Source organism: Agathobaculum sp. NTUH-O15-33 (assembly GCF_033193315.1).
GTDB classification, from domain to species: domain Bacteria; phylum Bacillota; class Clostridia; order Oscillospirales; family Butyricicoccaceae; genus Agathobaculum; species Agathobaculum faecihominis_A.
In genome coordinates this window covers 691,941-714,455 of the sequence record NZ_CP136187.1, presented here as the reverse complement: position 1 = coordinate 714,455, position 22,515 = coordinate 691,941, and the positions used below count along the sequence as shown (strand labels likewise).

Genomic DNA, 22,515 nt, shown 5'->3' with positions numbered 1-22,515 from the left:
TTTACACCTTCCTGATCAGTATGCAGGCGTTGTGCCCGCCAAAGCCGAGCGAATTGGAGATCGCGACGTCCACCTTGGCCTCCACCGCCTGATTGGGCGTGATATCGAGGTCGCAGTCCGGGTCGGGCTCCTTGTAGCCGATCGTCGGCGGGATGATCCCGTCGCGGATCGCCAAAACGCAGGCGATCGCTTCGATAGCGGCCGCGCCGCCCAGCAGGTGGCCGGTCATCGACTTGGTGGAGGATACCTTGACCTTATACGCCTCGTCGCCGAACGCCTTTTTGATCGCGATCGTTTCATACTTTTCGTTGATCGGGGTGGAGGTGCCGTGCGCGTTGATATAGTCGACATCCGCCGGGGCGAGGCCCGCGTCCGTGATCGCGCCGAGGATGGCGCGGGAAGCCGCTTCGCCCGAGGGGTCGGGGCTGGTGATGTGGTAAGCGTCGCCCGAAGCGCCGTAGCCGGCCACCTCGGCCAAGATCGTGGCGCCGCGCGCCTTGGCGTGCGACAGGCTTTCGAGCACGAGGCACCCCGCGCCCTCGCCCATGACAAAGCCCGAACGGCGCGCGTCAAACGGAACCGAAGCGCACGTCGGGTCTTCGCCCGTGTGCACGGCCTTCATGTTCTGGAAGCCCGCCATGGATATCGGAATGATGCCGTTTTCCGTGCCGCCGCAAAGGACGATATCCTGATAGCCGTGACGGATGGCGCGCATGGCCTCGCCGATCGCGTGGTTGCCCGTCGCGCAAGCGGAGACCGGGCAGAAATTCTCGCCCTTGAAACCAAACCGCATGGAAATGTGCGCGGCCGCCATGTTGGCGATCATCTGCGGAATGCAGACCGGAGAAACGCGGCCCGGCCCCTTTTCGTTCATCTTGGTCACTTCATCTTCCGCGACCTTAAGACCGCCCACACCCGAGCCGAAGATCACGCCCGTGCGGAAGGGATCAAAGCTACCCTCGGTCAGACCGGCCTGATCGACCGCCTGCTGGGCCGCCGCGATCGCAAAGTGGCAGTTTAAATCCATGCGGCGCGCTTCGCGCTTATCGATATAATCCTCTACCTGAAAGTCCTTGACTTCGGCGGCCAGCTTTACTTTAAAATCAGCCGTATCAAACCGCGTGATCGGCCCAATGCCGCACTTACCGTTTTTAAGCGATTCCCAAAACGTTTCCACATCATTGCCTACGGGCGTGATCGCGCCCATACCAGTAATGACTACTCGTTCCATCCTGACAACTCCTTCACCTCAAATATACTGCGCCAATATCTTGATATGGTGCAGCGGAATGAAAAACCCCCGCGCCGCAGCGCGCAATCAAATGGAAACTTGAAGCGCTGCTTCAAGTTGACCAAAAACCGGGAGCATGTATCTCGGTTTTTGAACAAACCGGCGGCTAAGTGTGCCCGTAGGGCGCGCGCCAGTGCCGGAACGCTCGATCGAAATGGGGCTTTGTTTCGATCGAAATTTTTATATCATGCCGCCGTCCACCACGAGCACCTGACCCGTGACAAAGCTGGCCTTATCGGAAGCGAGGAAAGCCACCGCCTCCGCGATCTCCTCCGGCTTGCCGAAGCGGCCGAGCGAGATCTGCTTTTTCGCGTTTTCCTTGAGTGCATCGGCCAGCCCCTCGGTCATATCGGTATCGATAAAGCCGGGCGCTACCGCGTTGACGGTCACGCCGCGCGGGCCGAGCTCCTTGGCCGCGGTCTTGGTCATGCCGATCAGGCCGGCCTTGGCCGCGCAGTAGTTGATCTGACCCGCGTTGCCCACCATGCCGGAGATCGAAGATATGTTGACGATCCGCCCGGCCTTGGCGCGCATCATCATGGCGCCGCACACCTGCAGCATATTGTAAGCGCCCTTCAGGTTGATGCTGATGACCTCGTCGAACTGATCTTCCTTCATGCGAACCATCAGGCCGTCGCGGGTGATGCCCGCGTTGTTGACGAGGATGGACGGAACGCCAAGCTCCTCCTTGACCTCCTGCACGGCCTTTTCACAGGCCGCGTGGTCGGAAACGTCCCAAACCTTGACAAGGGCTTTTCCCCCATGGGCGCGGCACTTTTCCGCGACCGCCTCGGCTTTCGCCGCGTTTGACGCACAGTTTAGAACCACGTCATGGCCTTCTGCGGCCAGCTTTTCCGCGATCGCCGCGCCGATACCGCGCGACGCGCCGGTTACGATTGCAATTCCCATGCTGTATTCTCCTTATTCAAAGCGCTTGTAAGCGTTTTTGAGCAGTTCTTCCGCCTTAGCGGTCATACCCTTGATCACGTCCTCGCACGGCCGCAGCTCTCTCAGCATGCCCGCGATCTGTCCGGACATAAAGGTGCCCTCTTCATAGTTGCCGTCCTGCACGGCTTTGCGCAGCGAGCCCGCGGTCGCGGCCTCGAGCTCTTCCAGCGACTGCTCTGTATTGATCTTCTCCAGCTCCAAGCATTTGCGCGCCATCGGGGTCTTGAGCGAGCGCACCGGGTGTCCGGACGGGCGCCCGGTCACAACGGTCGAAATATCGGTCGCCTTGAGGACCAGTTCCTTATACTTATCGGAAATCTGGCATTCCGGCGTGGCAAGGAACACCGTGCCGCACTGCACGCCTTCCGCGCCCAACAGCAGCAGCGCCGCCATGCCGCGGCCATCCGCAACGCCGCCCGCGCCGATGACCGGAATATCGACCGCGTCGATCACCTGCGGCAGCAGGCTCATCGTTGTGGCCTCGCCGATATGGCCGCCGCCTTCCATGCCTTCCGCGATGACCGCGTCCGCGCCCGCTCGCTCCATGCGCTTGGCCAGCGCCACGGAAGCGACGACCGGCATTACCTTGATGCCCGCGTTCTTCCAGCTTTCCATATACTTGCCCGGATTGCCCGCGCCGGTCGTCAGCACTTCGATCTTTTCGTCGATCGCGAGCTGCGCGAGGTCGTCCGCGTTGGGAGAAAGCAGCATGATGTTCATGCCAAGGGGCTTGTCCGTAATAGCGCGCGCCTTGCGTATCTCATCCCGGATATAGTCCACCGGCGCGGCGCCGCCCGCGATGATGCCAAGGCCGCCGGCCCCCGATACGGCCGCCGCCAGATGATGCTCGGCGATCCACGCCATCGCGCCCTGTACAATCGGATACTCGATGCCGAGCAGTTTTGTGATCTTGGTATTCATAACTATTTGTTCCCCTTTTACAGTTTTATGACAAACGCGCCGTAAGTAAGGCCGCCGCCAAACCCCGTGCACACAATGGTCTGTCCTTCGTGCAGCAGGCCCTTCTGCCGCATCTCGTCCAGCGCCAGCGGAATGCTGGCAGACGAGGTATTGCCGAACCGGTCAAGGTTGACGTAGATTTTTTCCTTCGGCAGGTTGTATTTCTTCGCAATCACGTCGAGGATGCGCAGGTTGGCCTGATGCGGCACCACCCAGTCAATATCCGCCGCGGAAACGCCCGCGCGCGTGAGCGCCTCGTCGATTGCCATTGGAACGGCCCACGCCGTAAAGCGCACGACCGGCGCGCCCGCCATTTTGAGAAAGCGCTTGGACTGATCGTAGCTTCGGTCAGCTTGCAGCGGATCTTCCTCCAGCGGCAGCGCCTCCATATAAAGGTGATCCGCGCCCGATCCGTCGGATGCGAGGAACGAGGCCTGAATGCCCTTGCCCGCGTCATCGATCGCGCGATAGACGACCGCGCCCGCGCCGTCGCCCAGCAGCACGCACACGCCGCGGTCGGTGTAATCGGTCACGCGCGACAGCGTCTCGGCCGAAATAACCAGAACCGTTTTGGCTTTGCCGCACCTAATAAAACTATCGGCCACGTCGGACGCATAGACAAAGCCCGAGCAGCAGGTATTCAGATCCATGGCCGCGCATTTCGCGCCCAGCTTGTCCTGAATGACGCTTGCCTCGATCGGGGAAAAGAAATCCGGCGAGCAGGTGGTCACGATGATCATATCGAGCTCATCCGCGGTGATGCCGGCGTTTTCCAGCGCGCGCTCGGCGGCTTTCAGGCCGAGCTCCCACGTGCGCATGCCCTTTGCGATGCGGCGTTCACGGATGCCCGTGCGTTTGACGATCCATTCGTCGTTCGTGTCGACGAGCTGCTCCAAGATTTTATTGGTGAGCACAAAATCCGGAACATACGAGCCGGTGCCGATAATTTGACTATTGATGATTTCCACGCTCCTTGTAAAATCGAAATCGCCCTCCCAGATCCGTGGAAAAGCGACAATAGTTTGATTGACAAAGTAATCTCTGTCTATTATAATGAATGGCAGAGTAATTGTCAACCGTTTCCCGCGGAACGGACTAACATGGGAGGAAAAAAAGATGGAATACGGCTTTGCATTTTTCCCCGGTCAGGGCGCGCAGGCGCCGGGTATGGGCAAGGATTTATTTGAGAGCAGCGCCGCTGCCAGAGCGGTTTTTGAGGAAGCGAGCGAGGGCGCCGGGCGCGACGTGGCAAAGCTTTGCTTTGACAGCGAAAAGGACGTGCTCTCCCGCACGGAAAACAGCCAGATCGCTATTTTTACGCATTCCATGGCGGCGCTTGCCGCGCTGCGGGAAGCAGGCGTATCTTTTAAGGCCGCCGCCGGTTTTTCGCTCGGCGAATACACCGCGCTGGCCGCGGCGGGCGTGGTATCGCTGGCGGATGGCATCAAGATTGTATCCATGCGCGGCAGGCTGATGCAGCAGGCGGCGGATTCGATCGACGGCGGCATGGCCGCCATCATGGGGCTGGACGATGAAAAGATCGAGCAGGCCTGCAATGCGGTCACCTGCGGTATCGTTCGCCCGGTCAACTACAACTGTCCCGGCCAGCTCGTCATAGCGGGCGAGCGCGGGGCGCTGGAACAGGCGATGGAGAACTGCAAAGCCGCGGGCGCGCGCCGCGCGGTGCCGCTTGCCGTTTCAGGCGCGTTCCACACGCCGCTGATGGCGGAGGCCGCAAAGGAGTTGCGCGCGTTTGTCGCCGATTTTAACTTCCACGCGCCCACGATGGATATTTACTCCAATTTAGACGGCAAGAAGCTTTCTTTAACCGACCTGCCCGCTCACCTAGAGCAGCACATGGTCTCCCCCGTCCGCTGGAAGACGTTGGTTGCGAACGGCATGGCGGCGGGCCTGACGACCGCGTGCGAGATCGGCCCCGGCAAGACCTTGACCGGCTTTGCCGGCAAGATCAGCAAAGAACTCGTCTGCAAGCCGGTCGCCGACATGGCGGGCGTGCAGGACGCAGCGGAATAACAGGATACAAGCAAGCGGCGGGCCATCAGCCCGCCGCTTCTATTTTTCTTTTAAAATGTGGGAACGACTGCGCCCTTATAGGTGTCCTCGATAAATTTCTTTACCGTATCGGAGTGCAGCGCGTCGGCGAGCGCCTTCATTTTATCCGAATCCTTATCTTCGGAGCGGCAAGCAACAACATTGACGTATACCTTACCGTAATCCGGGGTTTCGGTAGCGATCGCGTTGTCGTTCGCGTTCAGTCCGGCCTGCAGCGCATAGTTGCCATTAATGACCGCAATATCAACATCCTGCAGAGAGCGCGGCAACTGTTCGGCGGCGATCTCCGAAATCTTCAAATTCTTCGGATTCTCTACAATAGAAAGTACGGTAGCATCTTTGGAGGTCGGATCAATGCCGTCCTTCAGCTTGATCAGCCCAGCGTCCTGCAACAGCAGCAGCGCGCGCGCTTCGTTTGAGCCGTCGTTGGGAATAGCCACTGTCGCGCCATCCTTTAACTCATCTAGCGAAGCAGTCTTGCCGGGATATACGCCAAACGGCTCATAGTGCATCTCTACCGCGACAGCCAGATCTGCACCGTTTTCCTGATTAAAGGTATTGAGGTACGGTGTATGCTGGAAGTAGTTCGCATCCAGCTCACCGTCTACCAATGCCGTGTTCGGAATGACGTAATCGGAAAATTCCTTCACGACCAGCGTATACCCCTGTTCGGCCAACACGTCCTTGGCGGCGTTTAGGATCTCCGCATGGGGTGTAGGCGAGGCACCGACGGTGATCGTCTTGTCTTCTTCGCCCTTAGCGTCATTGCCACCGCAGGCGGCAAGGGCCGACAGGCATAGCGTGCATGCCAGCAGGGCTGCAATTTTCTTCTTCATGATAAATCTCTCCTTCTAATGCTTCTATATTATTTTTTTGATATCTTTGTTAACGGTTGCGTTTATCCAGCTTTTTTGCCAGCCACAGTCCGCACTCCTGAAAAATTTGCACCACGATAACAATGATGACAACTGCGACGGTCATGATATCGAACTGATAGCGGTTGTAGCCATAGTTGATAGCAACCGTACCAAGACCGCCGCCCGCAACAAAACCGGCCATGGCGGAATAGCTTAAAATCGTGACGATCGAGATCGCCGCGCCGACCAGCAGCGACGGCTTGGCCTCGGGCACAAGAACTTTGGTCACGATCTGCCACGGGCTTGCTCCCATCGACTGTGCGGCTTCGATCACGCCAAAGCTGACTTCTTTGATCGAACTTTCGACCATACGCCCCACATAGGGAGCCGCGGCGATGACCAACGGCACGATGGTCGCCGTCGAACCTATCGAGGTGCCCACAATCGCGCGGGTCAACGGCTGAACATAAACCAGCAAAATCAAAAACGGTACCGAACGCAAAATATTGACCACAAAGCCCAGCACCTTATTAAACGCCGGCAGCGGGCGAATACCGTCCCGCTCGGTGGCAACGAGCGCAAGGCCGATTGGCAAGCCGATCAAATAAGAAAAAGCGGTAGCCAGAATGACCATATATAAGGTTTCCAGCAGGCTAGTGCCCATTAGGCCCCAGAGTTCAGGCGTAAGCATCGTTGTCCACCTCCTCCACATGCACATTCTGTGTTTCGAGGTACGCCAGCGCGCGCGACGCGGCGCGTTCGTCCTCGGGCAGCTGCAAAATCATTTGGCCGTAGGCCTTGCCGTCAATATCCTTGGTATCCGCAAACATGATATTGACCGCCGCCTTGCATTCGAGCACCATATTGGACACCACCGGCTCAAAGGACGAGTTGCCGTCGAACACGATGCGGCAATAGCGCTTGCCTGTCGCAAGGCGGTCCCGCTCGCCGTTCGGGTAGATCAGCTGCTTGGCCATGGCGGACTTCGGTCGGGTAAACACCTGCTCGACCGTGCCGATCTCCGCGATGCGGCTGGAATCGATAATGGCGACGCGCTGGCAGATTTCTTCAATAACCGCCATTTCATGCGTGATGATGATCACGGTGATACCCAGATTTTTATTGATTTCTTTCAGCAGCGCGAGGATCGACCGGGTGGTCGTCGGGTCAAGCGCGGAGGTCGCCTCGTCGCAGAGCAGGATTTGGGGGTTCGTCGCAAGCGCTCTGGCGATCGCCACGCGCTGCTGTTGGCCGCCCGACATCTGCGCCGGATACGCCTCCGCCCGTTCGGTCAGACCGACGATCCCCAGCAGTTCCCGCGCCCGTTTTTCCGCTTCATCCTTTTTAACGCCCGCAATCTCCAACGGGAAGCAGATGTTTTGCAGCGCCGTGCGCTGCTGCAATAGGTTGAACTGCTGAAAGATCATGCCCATCGAGCGTCTGGCTTCGAGCAGCTCCTTTTTGGAGAGCGCGCCCAACTCGCGCCCGTCCACTTCAACGGTACCGGCCGTCGGCGTTTCCAAAAAATTGATACAGCGAACCAGCGTCGACTTGCCCGCGCCGGAAAGGCCGATAATGCCGAATATTTCGCCCCGCGTCACATCGAGGCTGACGCCGTCGAGCGCGACGACGGTGTTTGTTTTCGTCCGAAAGGTCTTGTTTAGATCCCGGATGCGGACGATCGCGTCCTGTTCCAAACCTCATTCCCCCTTGAATTCAAAATAAAAGCGGAAAGCCAATTTGCTTTCCGCTCGTTTTTCTAAGAAAACGCAAAACCGCATGGAAAGCGGCCCGCGTCTGTTACGAAAGGCACATTCGCCCCTTCGCGGCAGAAATACGAGCAAAACCGCTTGCCATGTACATTCGCAGTGCTGTCATAACGGTTTTCCTCCTTTTCCTACGGTTTCAATAGTGATTACTTTCGTGGTTTATAGTTTAGCCCCTTCATGGCCGTTTGTCAAGACTTTATTTTTCGCGTATCAGGGTATTCAGCTCGTCCATAAAGGAGCTGATATCCTTAAACTGACGATAGACCGAGGCAAAGCGCACGTACGCGATCTCGTCCACCAGCCGCAGCTGATCCATCACAAGCTCGCCGATGACCATGCTGGAAATTTCGTTTTCCAGCGAGCTGAACACCTTTTGCTCCACATTGTCTACGATCTGTTCGAGCTGCATCAGCGACACCGGGCGCTTTTCGCACGCCTTGATCAGACCGTTCAGCAATTTCTGCCGGTCGTAAGCCTGACGCGTGCCATCCCGCTTGATGAGCATAAGCGGCATCCGCTCAACGGTCTCATAGGTGGTGAATCGCTTTAAGCATTGCAGACATTCACGGCGGCGGCGGATGCTCGTCCCCTCGTCGGTCGGTCTGGAATCGACCACCTTACTGTCCCCAAACCCGCAAAATGGACACTTCATCGAGGTATTCCCCTCTCTATAACAGCGATTCGATCGAAACCACGCTTTCGAAAGAACCCTTTTGTTTTATGCTATATTATACCACAGCGGCAAACAAACGAAAGGTGTCGGGATTCCGATAGGCGCCACTGATGGTATAATAAATTTAATCCGGGTATAATAGCTACTTTATAGCTATTATACCACGCCTCGTGTGCATCTGTCAAACAGCTTTGCTACACGGTACCGTAGCGGGAAAGCACGCGAAGGGAGCGGGTAAACTCGGCCGGATCGTGGAAATTCGAGCGGTATACCTCGATCAGCGCGTGCCCATCGTAATGGACCGCGCGCATACGGCTGAAAAAGTCGCCGTAATCCATATTGCCCGCGCCGGGCAGCAGGCAGCTTTCGTTTGCATCAAAGTCGTTGATATGGATATTGACGATCCGCTCGCCCACCGCTTCGATAAATTCGCGCGGGTCGCGCCCCGCGCGCCGGGCCTGCTTGATATCGAGCGTGAAGTGCAATTCGGGCACGGCTTCATACAGATTGCGCAGAAAGGCAGGGTTCTTTGATTTGCACCACGCCACATTCTCCTGCGCAAGCGTCACACCGTGCGACGCGCCGAGTGCGCATAGGCGGCGGTATATCTCCGCCTTATGCGCAAACCGCGCGGGATCGTCCGGACCGCCCATGTCGCGTTCTCCGTGAAAGGTGAGAAAGCGCGCGCCCAAGCTCTCGGCAAAGGTAAAATACCGTTCATACTGCCGCATGCCGTCGTCCGTGCGGCGGCTGTAATCGGAAAACAGCAAGATCCCCTCCATCAGCGAGGTGAACGGGTGTACAGATACGATATCCAGCCCCAGCGCGCGCGCCTGCGCGCCAAAGCTCTGTGCGAACGCAGGCGAAAATTCGCTTTCTGTGTTGACGAACACCTCGATCGCGTGCACGCCGAGCCCGGCTATCACGGGCAGCGCCTCCTCGATCGGTTCAGGATAAAAGCATGCGGTCGAAATGCCGATGCGAACCATTGAATTCAGCTCCCTTCCGGTAATGGACAAAGGAGGATGCCACGGCATCCTCCTTTGCAGTATATGCTTTTTACGCCTTCTTCTTACGCATATGCTTGCGGAAGAAGTTCCACAGAGATGCGGACATGAAGATGGAAGAATAACCGCCCGCGATAATGCCGATGATCAGCGGCAGCGTGAACTGCTTGAGGCTCGGCACGCCGAGGATAAAGATCATACCGACGGTGAACAGCGTGGTCAGCGTGGTGTTGATCGTACGGCCCATTGTCTGCCAGACCGAACGCTCGGCCACGGACTCGAACGGCTCCTTACGCGCGGTGCGCAGATTTTCACGGATACGGTCAAACACGATGATCGACGCGTTGATCGAGTAACCGAGGATGGTGAGCGCCGCGGCGATGAAGTTTACGTTCAGCGGCAGCTGGAACACCACATAGCAGGTGAGCATGATCAGCAGATCGTGCACCAGACAGCAGACCGCCGCGAGACCGGAGGTCAGTTCGAACCGGATGGTAATATAGATCATCATCAGAACGATGGCGACGATCGCGCACAGGAACGCGGCCTTTTGCAAATCGCTGCCGACCGAAGGGCTGACGTCGTCGTTCTTGTTGATATCGGTTTTTTCATCGAGGCTGTACTTTTCGAGCATCGCCTTGATCACGGCGGCGCGCTTCTCCGAATCGATGGAGGAGGAACGGATGGAGACCAGCTCGTCCTTATCGCCCGCCGAGGTGACGGAGGAAGCATCCGTGCCGGTGGCTTCCTTGAACAGGGCGGTCACCTCGTTCTGGATATCCTGCGTCACCGTTTGATGCATATTGAACTCCATTTCGGTGCCGCCGGCAAAATCGATGTCCAAATTGAACAGATTCTGTCCGAACGGCAGCGCCAGCAGGCCGACCAGACCGGTCGCGCACAGCAGGATGGAGATAATGCCGAAAATTTTGAAATTCTTTAAAATCGGGAACTTTGCTTTCATAAATTGATCTCCTCCTTTCTTATGCGCCGTAAGCCTTGGGGTTACGGATGTGGAAATCGACCATGCGGTTGAGCAGGAAGTGCGTGATGGTCAGCGCGGTGAACATCGAAACGATAACACCGAGGCCAAGCGTCGTCGCAAAGCCGACGATCGTGCCCGTGCCCAGCCAGAACAGCACCGCCGCCGCGATCAGCGTGGTGACGTTAGAGTCCAAAATTGCCGTAAAGGCGCGCTTAAAGCCGGAATCGATCGCGCTCTTGACCGTCTTGCCCGCGCGCAGTTCTTCCTTGATGCGCTCGAAAATGACGACGTTGGCGTCCACCGCCATGCCGATCGACAGAATAATGCCCGCGATGCCCGGCAGGGACAGGTTGACGCGGATCAGGCCGAAGATAACGGCCTCGATCACAATATAGAAGCCCAACGCAAGGCACGCGACAAGGCCGGGAATGCGGTAAACGATCAGCATGAACAGGCACACCAGCGCCACGCCGATCGCACCGGCGAGCAGACTGGTCTGCATTGCGTCCGCGCCGAGCTGCGGGCCGACCGAGCGAAGCTCGACCTGCTTTAAACTGAACGGCATCTGACCGACGTTGATCAGGTCGGCCAGTTCCTTGGCGCTTTCCGCCGTAAAGGAACCGGAGATGACGCAGGAATCGCTGTCGATCTTCTGGTTGACGCCGGGGGTGGAAATCGCTTCGCCGTCCATGACAATGCCGAGGTAGTTCTTACCCTCCGCCGCCATGCCGGCGATCGTTTCGGTCGCCTCGGCAAACTTCTTCGCGCCGTCCGTGGTGAACTCCACCTGAACGTAGTTGATCGCGATCGGTTCGTTGTTCGGCGTGCCGTACGCGGCGGTCGCCTTTTTGATATCCTGACCGGTCAGCCATTCCTTGCCGTCCATATCGACAAAGGTCAGCTGCGCGGTCGTGCCGAGCGTCTGCACCGCTTCTTCCGGGTTGGTGATCTGCGGGATCTCCACCGTGATGCGGTTGTCGCCCTTCAGCGCGACGGTCGCTTCGGTAAAGCCCTTACGCGTCAGACGTTCCCGGATCATCGTCTGCGCGATCTTCATATCATTTGCCAGATCGCCCGAGTAGCCCTCCGGCAAGATCGCCTCATAGGTGATGGACGAGCCGCCCACCAGATCGAGACCCAGCCGGATCCCGTTTTCCGTGTCGGTCACCTTTGGAATGATCACATGACCGGCAATCGTTAATCCCGATACCGCAAAGACCGCGAGAATCGCGATCACGAGCATGACTGCGATAAAGGAAATCACACTCTTCTTCAATGTTTTACAGCCTCCTTCGTTTCTTTACACAGCATAAAGTACAGTATAACTTTTTTGCCGCAAAAAGTCAAACACGATTGATTTGATCAAAACGCTCTGTTTTGATTTTCGATTCCATACGCGCTACGGCGCGTGGAAATTATAAGTTGATCTCCGCGCGGATTTCTTCGCCGTCCAGATAGGGCGAGATCGCGGGGCGGACGCACTCAGCAAGGAACTCGTCCACCTGCGAGGGGCAGCGGCCGATATAATTCGCGGGGTCGAGCTCCGCTTCAATTTCCTCACGGGTCATGCCAAACATGGGATCAGCCGCGATCCGGTCAATCAGATCGTTGTCGAGCCCTTCCTCCTTGATGCGCTTGCCGGCGGCCATGGAATGCTCGCGGATACGCTCATGCAGCTCCTGCCGGTCGCCGCCGCGCTTGACCGCGCTCATCATGATGTTTTCGGTGGCCATAAAGGGCAGCTCGTTCATCACGCGCTGGTGAATAACCTTGGGGTAAACGACAAGGCCGGAAACGACGTTCAGCATGATGTTCAGGATCGCGTCGACCGCGAGGAACGCTTCGGGAACGGATACGCGCTTGTTCGCCGAATCATCCAGCGTGCGCTCGAACCACTGTCCGTACGCGGTGAAGGCGGGGTTCAGGCTGTCGCAGATCACATAGCGCGCCAGCGCGCAGATGCGTTCGCTTCTCATGGGGTTGCGCTTGTACGGCATGGCGGAAGAACCGATCTGGTGCGCCTCGAACGGCTCCTCGATCTCCTTCAGGTGCTGCAAAAGGCGCAGGTCGGTGGCAAACTTGCCCGCCGACTGGGCAATGCCCGACATCGTCGCAAGCGCCTGCGCGTCCACCTTGCGGGAATAGGTCTGGCCCGAAACAGGCTGCACGCCCGAAAAGCCGAAATCGTCCGCAATGCGCTTTTCCAGTTCCTTCACCTTGCTCTCATCGCCGTCGAACAGCTCCATAAAGGAAGCCTGCGTGCCGGTCGTGCCCTTGGAGCCGAGCATTTTAAGGGTACTCAGGCGGTATTCGACCTCTTCAAGGTCCATCAGCAGTTCGTTCATCCACAGCGTCGCGCGCTTGCCGACGGTCGTCAGCTGCGCGGGCTGGAAGTGGGTGAAGCCCAGCGTCGGCTGCGCCTTATGCGCGTCCGCGAATACGGAAAGCTTGTCCAGTACGGCGGCCAGCTTTTTCCGCACGAGCAGCAGACCCTCGCGGATCTGGATGATATCGGTGTTATCGCCCACATAGGCGCTCGTCGCGCCCAGATGGATGATACCGGCGGCCTTCGGCGCGGCTTTGCCAAAGGTATATACATGGGCCATCACATCGTGCCGCACCTCTTTTTCACGGGCGCGGGCCATGTCGAAATCAATATCGTTTACGTGGGCCTCCATCTCCCGCACCTGTTCCTCGGTGATGGGCAGGCCGAGTGCCATTTCCGCTTTTGCCAGCGAGATCCACAGCCGCCGCCAAGTCGAAAACTTCATATCGGAGGAGAAGATATACAGCATCTCATCCGAGGCGTACCGCGCGGAAAACGGGCTTTCATACACGTTGCTCATGCTCTCTTTCCTTTCGTTTGCCATTTTTTATATCGCTTTTTCTCTTTTTTAACGCAATAAGAGCGGACTTCGCAGTCCGCTCTTATTTTATCATTTTAAAACGCTGTTATCAAGGAAAACTTCGCGTTTTCGCCGGTTTCAGGCGTTTTTTATAAACTCTTCCAAACGATCGAGACCTTTGTCGATCTCCTGCATGGAAGTTGCATAACTCCAGCGCACAAAGCCCGGCGCGGCAAACGCGGTGCAGGGCACGGTAGCCACGAGTCCCTTTTCAAGGAAGAGCTGCGCGAAATCCTCCGCGCTTTCGACGCGCTTGCCATACATCGTTTTGCCCAAGAATTGCTTCATGTTCATCATGACGTAGAAGGCGCCCTCCGGTTTGATGCAGGATACGCCCGGCACCTTATTCATACGCTCGACCAGATGGTCGCGGCGTTTTTCAAAAGCGCCGCGCATGGCGATCATATCCTCCTGCGGGCCGATCAGCGCCGTGATCGCCGCGTGCTGCGAGATCGTACACGGGGCCGAGGTTGAGTGGCTGAGGTAATTTGCCATCATACGGGCCAAATAGCGGCTCGACGCGGAGTAACCGATGCGCCAGCCGGTCATGGCGTAAGATTTGGACACGCCGTTCACCAGTATGGTGCGCTCGCGGATATCCTCGGACAGCGAGGCAAAGGAAGTGAATTCGCGGTTGTCGTAAACAAGGTTGCAGTAGATCTCATCCGCGATCACATAGAGATTGCGGCGGGTGCAGACCTCGGCGATGGCGGCCAGTTCATCCTTCGTGTAGACCATGCCGGTCGGGTTGCAGGGCGAGTTGAGCATAAAGCATTTGGTCTTATCGGTCACGGCGGCGTCCAGTTGGGCGGCGGTGATCTTAAAATCCTGCTCCTCGCTCGCGGTGACGACGACGGGGACGGCCCCAGCCTGCTGCACCATTTCGCTGTACGAGACCCAGTAGGGCGCGGCGATCACGACCTCGTCGCCCGCGTCGCACAGGGTTTGCAAGGCGATAAAGATCGAGTGCTTGGCGCCGGAGGCGACCACGATCTGGTCGGGCGCGTAATCAAGGCCGAAATCTTGGTCGAGCCGGTCGCTGGCCGCTTTGCGCAGATCCATCAGCCCCGCCGCGGGCGTGTAGCGCGTCAGGTTGTTTTCAATCGCATCGATACCGGCCTGCTTGATATGCTCGGGCGTAGGGAAATCGGGCTCGCCCGCGCCGAAGCCGACCACATCCTTGCCCTCTGCTTTCATTTGTTTGAACAGCGCGTCGATCGTCAGCGTGGTAGACGGGTGCACCCCTGCCGCGATCTTGGAAATCGGTTTTAATTCCACTCCATTCACTCCTCACATCTCTCTACGGTTTATTATATGCCCTCGGCAGGCAGTTTGCAAGTCTGCGATTAAAAAATTGCAAAAACACCTTAGTAGAAAAAAGCCGCCAAGGGCGGCGGCCAAGGTGTCGAACTTTCACAAAAACTGGGGCTTAATCATGCGTAAAAACGATCAGCGCGCGACCCCGCGCGATGGTAATGGCGATTTCCGGCCCCAAAGCCTCGTTAGAGATAGTGATCATGCCCGCGCGGCGCACCAGCGCATCGCAAAGCGGATACTTGGCGTTTTCTATCGTCACGCCCCTAAGCGTTTCATCCAGCGGCACGATGGAGAAATAGCGATCCTCCGGCTCAATTTTGAATATCTGCCGCCCGCCTTCATGCAAAACCACACGGTTTTGCTTGTCCTGCACGGTCAGCCTGCCGCCAAGGGCGCGCGCTTCCTCCAAAAGCGAAAGGTTGGCGAGCATATGATCGAGCCGTCCGCCGGTGGCGCAAACGAGATACGCCTCGCGGCAGCCGCGGCGAAATACCTCGCGCAGGCAGGTCTGAGTATCGGTATCGTCCTTCTCCGGCGGCAGGCGGAGCACCTCCGCCCCCTCGGTCTCCGGCATGGAGTCGCAGTCCGATACCATAAAATCCGGCGTAAGCCCCAGCCTGCGCGCATGGCGCAGACCGCCGTCCGCACAGGCGATCAACGCGTCCGGGTGCGTGCGCAGCAAGCCCTTAACATAGCCGTACTCCGTTTCGGGCGCGGCCGCAAGGATCAGCGCGCACCGCCCTTTGAAATCTCCCATTCCTTCAAATCCTTTACGCTTTCATAAAGCCGCACATAGCTTGCGTGACGGCTTTCGGCGATGTGTCCGTCGGCGACGGCCTGCCGCACCGCGCAGCCCTTTTCCTTGACATGCGCGCAGCCTGTGAATTGACACCCGCCCAAATAAGGCTCAAATTCCGGGAAGGCATATTGCAGCTGATCCGCCATGACCAGATCCATCTGCTCGGTTTCAAACGAGGAAAAACCCGGCGTATCCGCGATATAGCCGCCGCCCGGCATGGGCCGCAGCTCGACGTGGCGCGTCGTGTGCCGCCCCCGGCCGATGCGGTCGGATATCTCGCCCACCTCGGCGAAAAAGCCGGGGTCCAGACAGTTGAGGACGCTCGACTTTCCCACGCCCGAATTGCCCGCGAACGCCGCCACCTTGCCCGCAATGCGCGCGCGCAGCAGCTCGATGCCCTCACCGGTCTCCGCGCTGACGCGCAACGTTTCCAGTCCGCTTTTTTTATAGATGCCGTACAGCTCGTCCCCCGGATCAAGGTCGGTCTTATTGATGACCACAAGCGGATCGATCCCCTTGTGCACCGCGATCGCCGTGACCTTGTCGATCAAGAAGGGATCGGTCTGCGGCGGCGCGGCGGAAGCGACCGCGACCAATAGGTCGAGGTTCGCGACCGCCGGCCGCACGAGCGAGTTCCGCCGCTCGCCGATCTCCTGCAGGTAGCCCGAGCCGTCCGGTTGAAGCTCCAGCGTGACGCGATCGCCGATGATCGGCTTGCCCACGGTTTTGCGGAACCGACCGCGCGCCTTGCATTCAATAATTCCATCGGCGGTGCCCACATAGTAGAACCCGCCGATCCCTTTCAGGATGATTCCTGTTGTCAATGAAGTTTCCCCTGTTCCCGTTTTACGAATTGAACGTGGCTGTGTAGGGCTGGGACGCTCCCCCGCCTACGCTTACCTGTACCTCGTGCGTGCCGGCCGGGCCGGTGACCGTTACCGCGACCGAGCCGCTTGCCGAGGAGACCGTTTGGTCATACAGCGTCTGACCGTCCAGCGTGATGGTCACCTGCGCGCTTTCGGTATCGGGCGGCATAACGACCGGGATGCGGGCGGTGCCGACAGCCGGCTCCGTGGGTTCCGGCTCAGGCTCGTCGCCGCCGGTCTCGCCGCCGTCCGGCTCGGGTTCATCCGGCGGTTCAGGCTCGTTAGTCTCCGGCGGCTTCACCGTTTTGCCCGAGGAGATCTGAATATCGACCGACTTTCCCTCCTCCAGCTTTTCGCCGGCCGCCGGCGATTGGCTGACCACAGTGCCCTGCGGCTGGTCGCTTGAAATCTCGGTAATGCCGCCGCGAGCCAGATTTACCGCGTTGAGCGTTTTTTCCGCCTTGCTTACGCTCTGCCCATACAGACTCGGCACGTCGACCAGCTTGACTTCCTTGCCCAGACTGATGAAGACCGTCAGCGTTTCGCCCTCGGCCAGCTTTTGGCCCGCGGCAGGCTGGGTGCGGATGACCAAATCCTTTTCCTGCTCCTCCGAATATTCGGTTTCCGTTTTATAGCTGACGTTGTGCCGGTCTAGCACGGTTTGGACGTATTCCATCGTTTTGCCCTTGAATTCGGAAATCGTATAGCTGTTGTCCGCTTCCGGTCCGCCCGCGGACACGGTAAGCACAATATTAGTGCCGCGCGTCACCTTGCTGTAAGGGTCGACGCTCTGTTCCAGCACCATACCCACGGGCTGGCTGGATTCCACCCGCTTTTCCGCTTCCTTGATCGTGAAGTTCTCCGTCCATTCGGCGTTCTTCATCACATCTTCAAAATAGTAGCCGACAAATGGCGGCACGCTTATCTTTTCCCCCTTGTTGCCGGTCAGGATCAGCGCGCCCGCGACGACCAGCGCGATCACCGCGAACACGACGACCGCCACGGTCGCGGCCAGCGCGGGGCGCTCGCCGAGCCGCTCAAAAAAGGTTTCCGGTTCGCGGGTTTCGACCGCCGTTCGGCGGACCTGCACGGCGCGGTCGCGGTCGGCCGCCACCGGGGTACGGCGCGCGGCCTCCACCACATCGTGCCCAAGCACCTGCGTTTCTCCATCGCCGCAGCCCGCGTCGTAATGGAAGGCAGCGTCCACGTCGCTTTTCAGGCGCTCCAAATCGGTATAAAGCTCCTCCGCCGAGGCGTAGCGCTTATTGATGTTCGCGCACATCGCGTGCATAATGATCTCATCAAAGCCGTGCGGCACCTCGGGCGCAAGCTCGCTGGGCGGCAGAGGCACGGCGTTTAAATGCTGCATGACCACCTGAATGGCGGTTTCCCCTTCAAAGGGCAGCTTGCCGGTCACCATCTCGTACATCACGACGCCGAGCGAATAAATATCCGTCCGGTAATCGATGGACGAGCCCTTGGCCTGCTCGGGCGAAATATAGTGCACCGAGCCGATGGCCTCCTGCACGACCTTGGTCTCCTGCGTGGTGGCAAAGGAGGCGATGCCGAAATCCGTCAGCTTGGCCGTCCCGTCCCGGAGGATGATCACATTTTGCGGCTTGATATCCTGATGGATGATGCCGCGCGAATGCGCGTGCACCAGCGCGCGCGCAATCTGCTGCGCGAAAAACAGCGATTCCTGCCAAGACAGGTGGCCCTTTTTCTGCAAATATTCTTTTAGCGTGACGCCCTCCATCAGCTCCATCACGATATAGTCCACGCCGTTGTCGTTGCCAACGTCGTACACGGAAACAATATTGTGATGCGAAAGCTTGGCGACCGCCTGCGATTCAATGGAAAAGCGGCGGCGGATATCGGGGTCCTTCGCGAATTCATCTTTTAAAATTTTAACGGCCACATAGCGGTTGAGCACATGGCAGCGCGCGCGGTATACCATGGCCATACCGCCAACGCCGACGACGTCGATAATCTCATACCGGCCGCCGAGCAGCTTGCCTATGTATTTGTCCATCAGGGTCAAGCCTCCTCTTTTGCCGGTTCCCCGCAGGGGCGGAACAATGCTACGGTAATGTTATCCCTTCCGCCGCCCGCCAATGCCTGACTCAGCAGCTGATCGCCCATGAGCGGCAGCGATGCGGCACGGCGAAGCGTTTCGGCGATATCGCCGTCCTCCACCATGCCGGTCAGTCCGTCGGTACAGAGCAGCAATATCTCGCCCGGCTTCAGGTTTACCTCAAACAGGTCGCCCTCCACGTCGATATCGACGCCAACCGCGCGCGTGATCAGGTTTTTTTGCGGATGGGTGCGTGCGTCGGCCGCGGTAATCCTGCCCTGACGGAGCATCTCCTCCACATAGGAGTGATCCTCTGTCACCTGATGCAGGGTCTCCCCGTCGAACAGATAGCCGCGGCTGTCGCCCACGTTCAGCAACGTCGCCTGATCGTTCCATATCAGGGCGGCGACCAGCGTTGTGCCCATGCCGCGAAATTCGGGCTGCCTACCGGCAAGCTCGAATACCGTGTCGTTGGCCCTGACGAGCGCATCTTTTAAAAGCGCCTGCCGTTTTTCAGCGGGCAGCTCGGTTTCAAGGGCGGGCGTTACCGCCTCGGCAAAGGACTGCGCCGCAAAGCGGCTGGCCACGTTGCCGGCGTTCGCGCCGCCCATACCGTCGCACACGACGAGAAGCGCGGTATGCGCGTCCTCCTTCGTATCGATCTTAAAAATATCCTGATTGGTCGGACGCACGCGTCCTTTATCGGTCAAGCCAAACCATTCCATAGGAACCTCCGGATTTATTCGATCACAAGCACGCTTGCGATCGAGGATTCCGCCTACGGCGCGCGCCCTGTGGGCACACTTCTCCGGCGGTTTGTATCAAAAGCACGGGCAAAGCTCGCACTTTTGATGAAAATCACGGCAAGCCGTGCTTTTCTTTTGAAATGCGCGCTGCGGCGCGAGGGGTGCTAAGGCTGCTGCAGCTCGCGGCGGCGGAGCTGGCCGCAGGCCGCGTCGATATCGGGGCCAAGACGGCGGCGCACGGTCGCGGTCACGCCGCCCCGCTCCAAAATCTGCTGAAAGCGCCGCACCGCTTCTTTGGTCGAGGGCTTCAGCGGGCTTTCCGCTACCTCGTTGAGCGGGATCAGGTTGACATGCGCCGGTCTTGCCAACAGCGTGAGCAGCCGCTCCGCCTGCCAAGGGCGGTCGGTCACGCCTTGCGCCATCATATACTCGTAAGAGATACGCCGCCCGGTCGTTTCAAAATACGTGCGGCAGGCGCGCATCAGGCGCTCCACGGGAAACGCGTCGTTCACCGGCATCAGCGAAGTACGCGTTTCATTATCCGGCGCGTGCAGGGAAATCGAAAGCGTGAGCTGTAATTTCTCCTTTGCAAGCAACTCTATTTTATCAGCAATTCCGCTCGTTGACAAGGAAATATGACGCTGACCTAGGTTCAGTCCCTCCGGGCTGCTCACAAGCTGTAAGAATTTTAGCACATTATCGTAATTATCCAGCGGCTCGCCCGTACCCATCAGCACAAGGCTGTGGATACGCTCGCCCGCGTCCCGCTGCATGAACAATATCTCGTCCAGTATTTCGCCCGGCGAAAGATGGCGCTTGAGCCCGCCGAGGCCGGAAGCGCAAAATTTGCACCCCATCCGGCAGCCCGCCTGCGTGGATACACAGGCCGAAACGCCGTGCTCATAACGCATCAAAACCGATTCGACCGCTTGGCCGTCCCGCATTTTCCAGAGGTACTTTACCGTGCCGTCCACCTTTGATACCTGCTTGCGCGCCAGCTCGGGCACGGTGAGCACAAATTCTGTTTTCAGCTTTTCGCGCAGGGGCTTTGAAAGGTTTGTCATCTCGTCGAACGAGGTCACGCCTTCGTGCAGCCACTTGTAGATCTGTCCCGCGCGAAAGGGCTTTTCCCCCAAAGCGGCCATGGCCTGCCGCAGCTCTTCGATTGTCAGGCTTTTGATTTCCGTCATGCTTTCTTCCTCATTTTGGCGATGAAAAAGCCGTCCGTCCGGTTGCGGTGCGGCAGCAGCGTCGCCATGCCGTCCGCCTGCTCGCCGCAGGCGGGGTGCTTCCATGGTACCGCCTCGAAGGCGGGGTTTTTCGTCAAAAAGGCGCGAACGATCTGTTCGTTTTCGCGCGCCAAGATCGTGCAGGTGGAGTACACCAGCGTGCCGCCGGGCTTTACGTACTGCGCGCAGTTTTGAAGAATCGCGGCCTGAACGGCGGGCAGCGCTTCGATCGCGCGCTCGTCCTTATAGCGGATCTCCGGCTTTTTCCGAATGATGCCGAGCCCGGAACAGGGCACGTCGCACAGCACGACGTCGGCCTGCCCGAGAAACGCCGCGCGCGGTGCGGCGGCGTCCTGCAAGACCGGCTCGATGATGGAAAGGCCCAGCCGCTTCACGCCTTCGGCGATTCTCGTAAGCTTATGTTCGTAAATATCGCAGGATACCACGCGGCCCGTATTTTGCATCCGCTCCGCCATGGCAAAGCTTTTGCCGCCCGGCGCGGCGCAGCAGTCCAAAACGGTCTGCCCCGGCTCCGGGTCCGCTACCTCGGCCGCGAGCGCGCTGGCGGCGTCCTGAATGGTCAGGCGCCCTTCGTTAAACGCGCTTGTCGCGGCCACATCGCCGCCGGAGCACAGCAAGATCGCCGGAAAAGCCGGGTGCGGCTCCGCCGTGATCCCCGCCGCCGCCAGCTCGCGCAGCGCGTCGGCCGGCGCGGCTTTCAGCAGATTGACGCGCGCGGAAAGCGGCGCGTCCGCGTTGTTCGCCCTCACGATCTGCTCGGTCTCCTTCAGGCCGTATTGCGCCGCGAGCAGCCGCACCAGCCATTCGGGATGGCTGTATCGCAGCGCGTAGTAGCTTTCCTTATCCGGGCAGTCCAGCCGGGGCAAAGTATCGCTTTGCACGGCGTTTGCCGCGTTTCTCAGCACCGCGTTGGCAAAAGCGACCGTGCGGTCGTTCGCGTGACAGTACCGCCGCACGAGCGCGACCGTTTCATCCACGGCGGCGTGCGCGGGGATCTTATCCATCAGCGCGAGCTGATAGATGCCCATGCGCAGGCAGGCCAGCACGCGCGGCGCGATCTTTTTCAGCCGCACGCTGGAAAAGCGGCGCAGATAAAAATCACACAGCATTTGGTTTTGCACCGTGCCGTAAACCATGCGCGTGGCAAGGGCGGCGTCCCGCGCAGGCAAGGCCGCCCGGCCCAGATAATGGTGCAGCGCGCCATCCGACCACGCGCCCTCCTCCGCCATGGAAAACAGCGAGAAAGCCGCGGCCTCGCGCGCGGAGGCGGGTCGCTTAGCGATCATCGCGGCCCCTTCCTCCGAAGAGCAGCAGCAGACGCAGCAGCTGCGCGAGCGATACCGCAAGCGCCGCCACATAGGTCATGGCCGCGGCCCAAAGCGTTTTCTTTGCCATGGGGTATTCGTCCGCCGTCAGCAGACCGCCCTGCTCGATCGCGGCCAGCGCGCGGTTCGAGGCGTTCAGCTCAACCGGCAGCGTGACAAGCTGAAACACCGTGGCGAGCGCGAACGCGATAATGCCGATATCGATCAGAATGCCGCTGTTCATAAACAGGCCCAGAAGGATGAGCGGCAGCGCGGCGCCCGAACCGATCTGCGTGATCGGCACGATGGCCGCGCGCAGGCGGATGGGCATATAGCCGGTCGCGTACTGTACCGCGTGACCGGCCTCGTGCGCCGCCACGCCGACCGAAGCGACAGAGATTGAATCATATACCGAATCGGACAGGCGGATCACATTCGCGCGCGGATCGTAATGGTCGGTCAGGTTACCGGCCACGCGCTCGATGCGCACATCCCCCACGCCGTTTTGCCGCAGCACGGCCGCCGCGGCCTGCGCGCCGGTCACGCCGCGCACATTGCGCACGCGCGAATACTGGTTAAACGTACTTTTCACCCGCATCTGCGCCCACATCGCCAAAACGATGCACGGCAGAACCAGCACGATATAATACATATCGATTCCGTAAAATCCGAAATAAGGCATACTATTCT

The 22,515-nt window shown here is 58.9% G+C and carries 21 protein-coding genes; 1 reads left to right on the top strand and 20 read right to left on the bottom strand.

Annotated elements, in window-relative coordinates; translation table 11 throughout:
• Position 1: 1 nt before the first annotated feature.
• The 4 genes from fabF to RWV98_RS03775 all read right to left on the bottom strand — a co-directional run bounded on the left by fabF (position 2) and on the right by RWV98_RS03775 (position 4,167).
• Complete coding sequence (gene fabF, locus RWV98_RS03790; RefSeq protein ID WP_317863866.1) at positions 2–1,231, bottom strand: beta-ketoacyl-ACP synthase II; 1,230 nt, start codon at positions 1,229–1,231, stop codon at positions 2–4.
• A 240-nt stretch (positions 1,232–1,471) separates the two neighbouring features.
• Positions 1,472–2,200, bottom strand: coding sequence for a 3-oxoacyl-[acyl-carrier-protein] reductase (gene fabG / locus RWV98_RS03785; RefSeq protein ID WP_317863864.1), 729 nt, complete (start codon positions 2,198–2,200; stop codon positions 1,472–1,474).
• A 12-nt stretch (positions 2,201–2,212) separates the two neighbouring features.
• Entirely contained in the window at positions 2,213–3,160 is a 948-nt protein-coding gene (locus RWV98_RS03780) for a nitronate monooxygenase (protein ID WP_317863862.1), read from the bottom strand.
• A gap of 17 nt (positions 3,161–3,177) precedes the next feature.
• Positions 3,178–4,167 carry a beta-ketoacyl-ACP synthase III gene (locus tag RWV98_RS03775; protein ID WP_280961978.1) on the bottom strand — a complete coding sequence of 330 codons (990 nt, stop codon included), beginning with the start codon at positions 4,165–4,167 and terminating at the stop codon, positions 3,178–3,180.
• 148 nt (positions 4,168–4,315) lie between these two features.
• On the opposite strand from RWV98_RS03775, the gene fabD reads away from it, so the two are divergent.
• Entirely contained in the window at positions 4,316–5,233 is a 918-nt protein-coding gene (fabD, locus tag RWV98_RS03770; RefSeq protein WP_317863860.1) for an ACP S-malonyltransferase, read from the top strand.
• 50 nt (positions 5,234–5,283) lie between these two features.
• Here the strand turns inward: fabD and RWV98_RS03765 are convergent, their stop codons facing one another.
• The 16 genes from RWV98_RS03765 to RWV98_RS03690 all read right to left on the bottom strand — a co-directional run bounded on the left by RWV98_RS03765 (position 5,284) and on the right by RWV98_RS03690 (position 22,507).
• Positions 5,284–6,108 (bottom strand): MetQ/NlpA family ABC transporter substrate-binding protein, encoded by an 825-nt coding sequence (locus RWV98_RS03765; protein ID WP_317863858.1) that lies wholly within the window; start codon positions 6,106–6,108, stop codon positions 5,284–5,286.
• 49 nt (positions 6,109–6,157) lie between these two features.
• A complete protein-coding gene (locus tag RWV98_RS03760) occupies positions 6,158–6,820 on the bottom strand; it encodes a methionine ABC transporter permease (RefSeq protein WP_280961974.1) in 663 nt (220 codons plus the stop codon).
• Complete coding sequence (locus tag RWV98_RS03755; protein WP_317863856.1) at positions 6,807–7,826, bottom strand: methionine ABC transporter ATP-binding protein; 1,020 nt, start codon at positions 7,824–7,826, stop codon at positions 6,807–6,809. The genes RWV98_RS03760 and RWV98_RS03755 overlap by 14 nt, the downstream gene beginning before the upstream one ends.
• A 268-nt stretch (positions 7,827–8,094) precedes the next feature.
• Positions 8,095–8,550, bottom strand: coding sequence for a transcriptional regulator NrdR (nrdR, locus tag RWV98_RS03750; RefSeq protein WP_280961972.1), 456 nt, complete (start codon positions 8,548–8,550; stop codon positions 8,095–8,097).
• Positions 8,551–8,765: 215 nt separating this feature from the next.
• Positions 8,766–9,560 carry a sugar phosphate isomerase/epimerase family protein gene (locus RWV98_RS03745; RefSeq protein ID WP_317863854.1) on the bottom strand — a complete coding sequence of 265 codons (795 nt, stop codon included), beginning with the start codon at positions 9,558–9,560 and terminating at the stop codon, positions 8,766–8,768.
• A gap of 70 nt (positions 9,561–9,630) precedes the next feature.
• Positions 9,631–10,542 (bottom strand): protein translocase subunit SecF, encoded by a 912-nt coding sequence (gene secF, locus RWV98_RS03740; RefSeq protein WP_280961970.1) that lies wholly within the window; start codon positions 10,540–10,542, stop codon positions 9,631–9,633.
• A gap of 19 nt (positions 10,543–10,561) precedes the next feature.
• Positions 10,562–11,839 (bottom strand): protein translocase subunit SecD, encoded by a 1,278-nt coding sequence (gene secD / locus RWV98_RS03735; protein ID WP_317863851.1) that lies wholly within the window; start codon positions 11,837–11,839, stop codon positions 10,562–10,564.
• 139 nt (positions 11,840–11,978) lie between these two features.
• Complete coding sequence (gene purB, locus RWV98_RS03730; protein ID WP_280962024.1) at positions 11,979–13,409, bottom strand: adenylosuccinate lyase; 1,431 nt, start codon at positions 13,407–13,409, stop codon at positions 11,979–11,981.
• Positions 13,410–13,547: 138 nt separating this feature from the next.
• Positions 13,548–14,747, bottom strand: a complete 1,200-nt coding sequence (locus RWV98_RS03725; RefSeq protein ID WP_280961968.1) for a pyridoxal phosphate-dependent aminotransferase — start codon at positions 14,745–14,747, stop codon at positions 13,548–13,550.
• A gap of 151 nt (positions 14,748–14,898) precedes the next feature.
• Positions 14,899–15,543 carry a thiamine diphosphokinase gene (locus tag RWV98_RS03720; RefSeq protein WP_317863848.1) on the bottom strand — a complete coding sequence of 215 codons (645 nt, stop codon included), beginning with the start codon at positions 15,541–15,543 and terminating at the stop codon, positions 14,899–14,901.
• Positions 15,513–16,409 (bottom strand): ribosome small subunit-dependent GTPase A, encoded by an 897-nt coding sequence (rsgA, locus tag RWV98_RS03715; RefSeq protein ID WP_317863846.1) that lies wholly within the window; start codon positions 16,407–16,409, stop codon positions 15,513–15,515. Before rsgA ends, RWV98_RS03720 begins: the two co-directional genes overlap by 31 nt.
• 22 nt (positions 16,410–16,431) lie before the next feature.
• Positions 16,432–18,483, bottom strand: coding sequence for a Stk1 family PASTA domain-containing Ser/Thr kinase (gene pknB, locus RWV98_RS03710; protein ID WP_317863844.1), 2,052 nt, complete (start codon positions 18,481–18,483; stop codon positions 16,432–16,434).
• Positions 18,484–18,488: 5 nt separating this feature from the next.
• Entirely contained in the window at positions 18,489–19,250 is a 762-nt protein-coding gene (locus RWV98_RS03705; RefSeq protein WP_280961964.1) for a Stp1/IreP family PP2C-type Ser/Thr phosphatase, read from the bottom strand.
• 185 nt (positions 19,251–19,435) lie between these two features.
• On the bottom strand, positions 19,436–20,461 hold the full coding sequence (rlmN, locus tag RWV98_RS03700; protein ID WP_280961963.1) for a 23S rRNA (adenine(2503)-C(2))-methyltransferase RlmN: 1,026 nt from the start codon (positions 20,459–20,461) through the stop codon (positions 19,436–19,438).
• Entirely contained in the window at positions 20,458–21,807 is a 1,350-nt protein-coding gene (rsmB, locus tag RWV98_RS03695; RefSeq protein ID WP_317863841.1) for a 16S rRNA (cytosine(967)-C(5))-methyltransferase RsmB, read from the bottom strand. Before rsmB ends, rlmN begins: the two co-directional genes overlap by 4 nt.
• Positions 21,797–22,507 (bottom strand): zinc metallopeptidase, encoded by a 711-nt coding sequence (locus tag RWV98_RS03690; RefSeq protein ID WP_280961961.1) that lies wholly within the window; start codon positions 22,505–22,507, stop codon positions 21,797–21,799. The genes rsmB and RWV98_RS03690 overlap by 11 nt, the downstream gene beginning before the upstream one ends.
• Positions 22,508–22,515 lie beyond the last annotated feature (8 nt).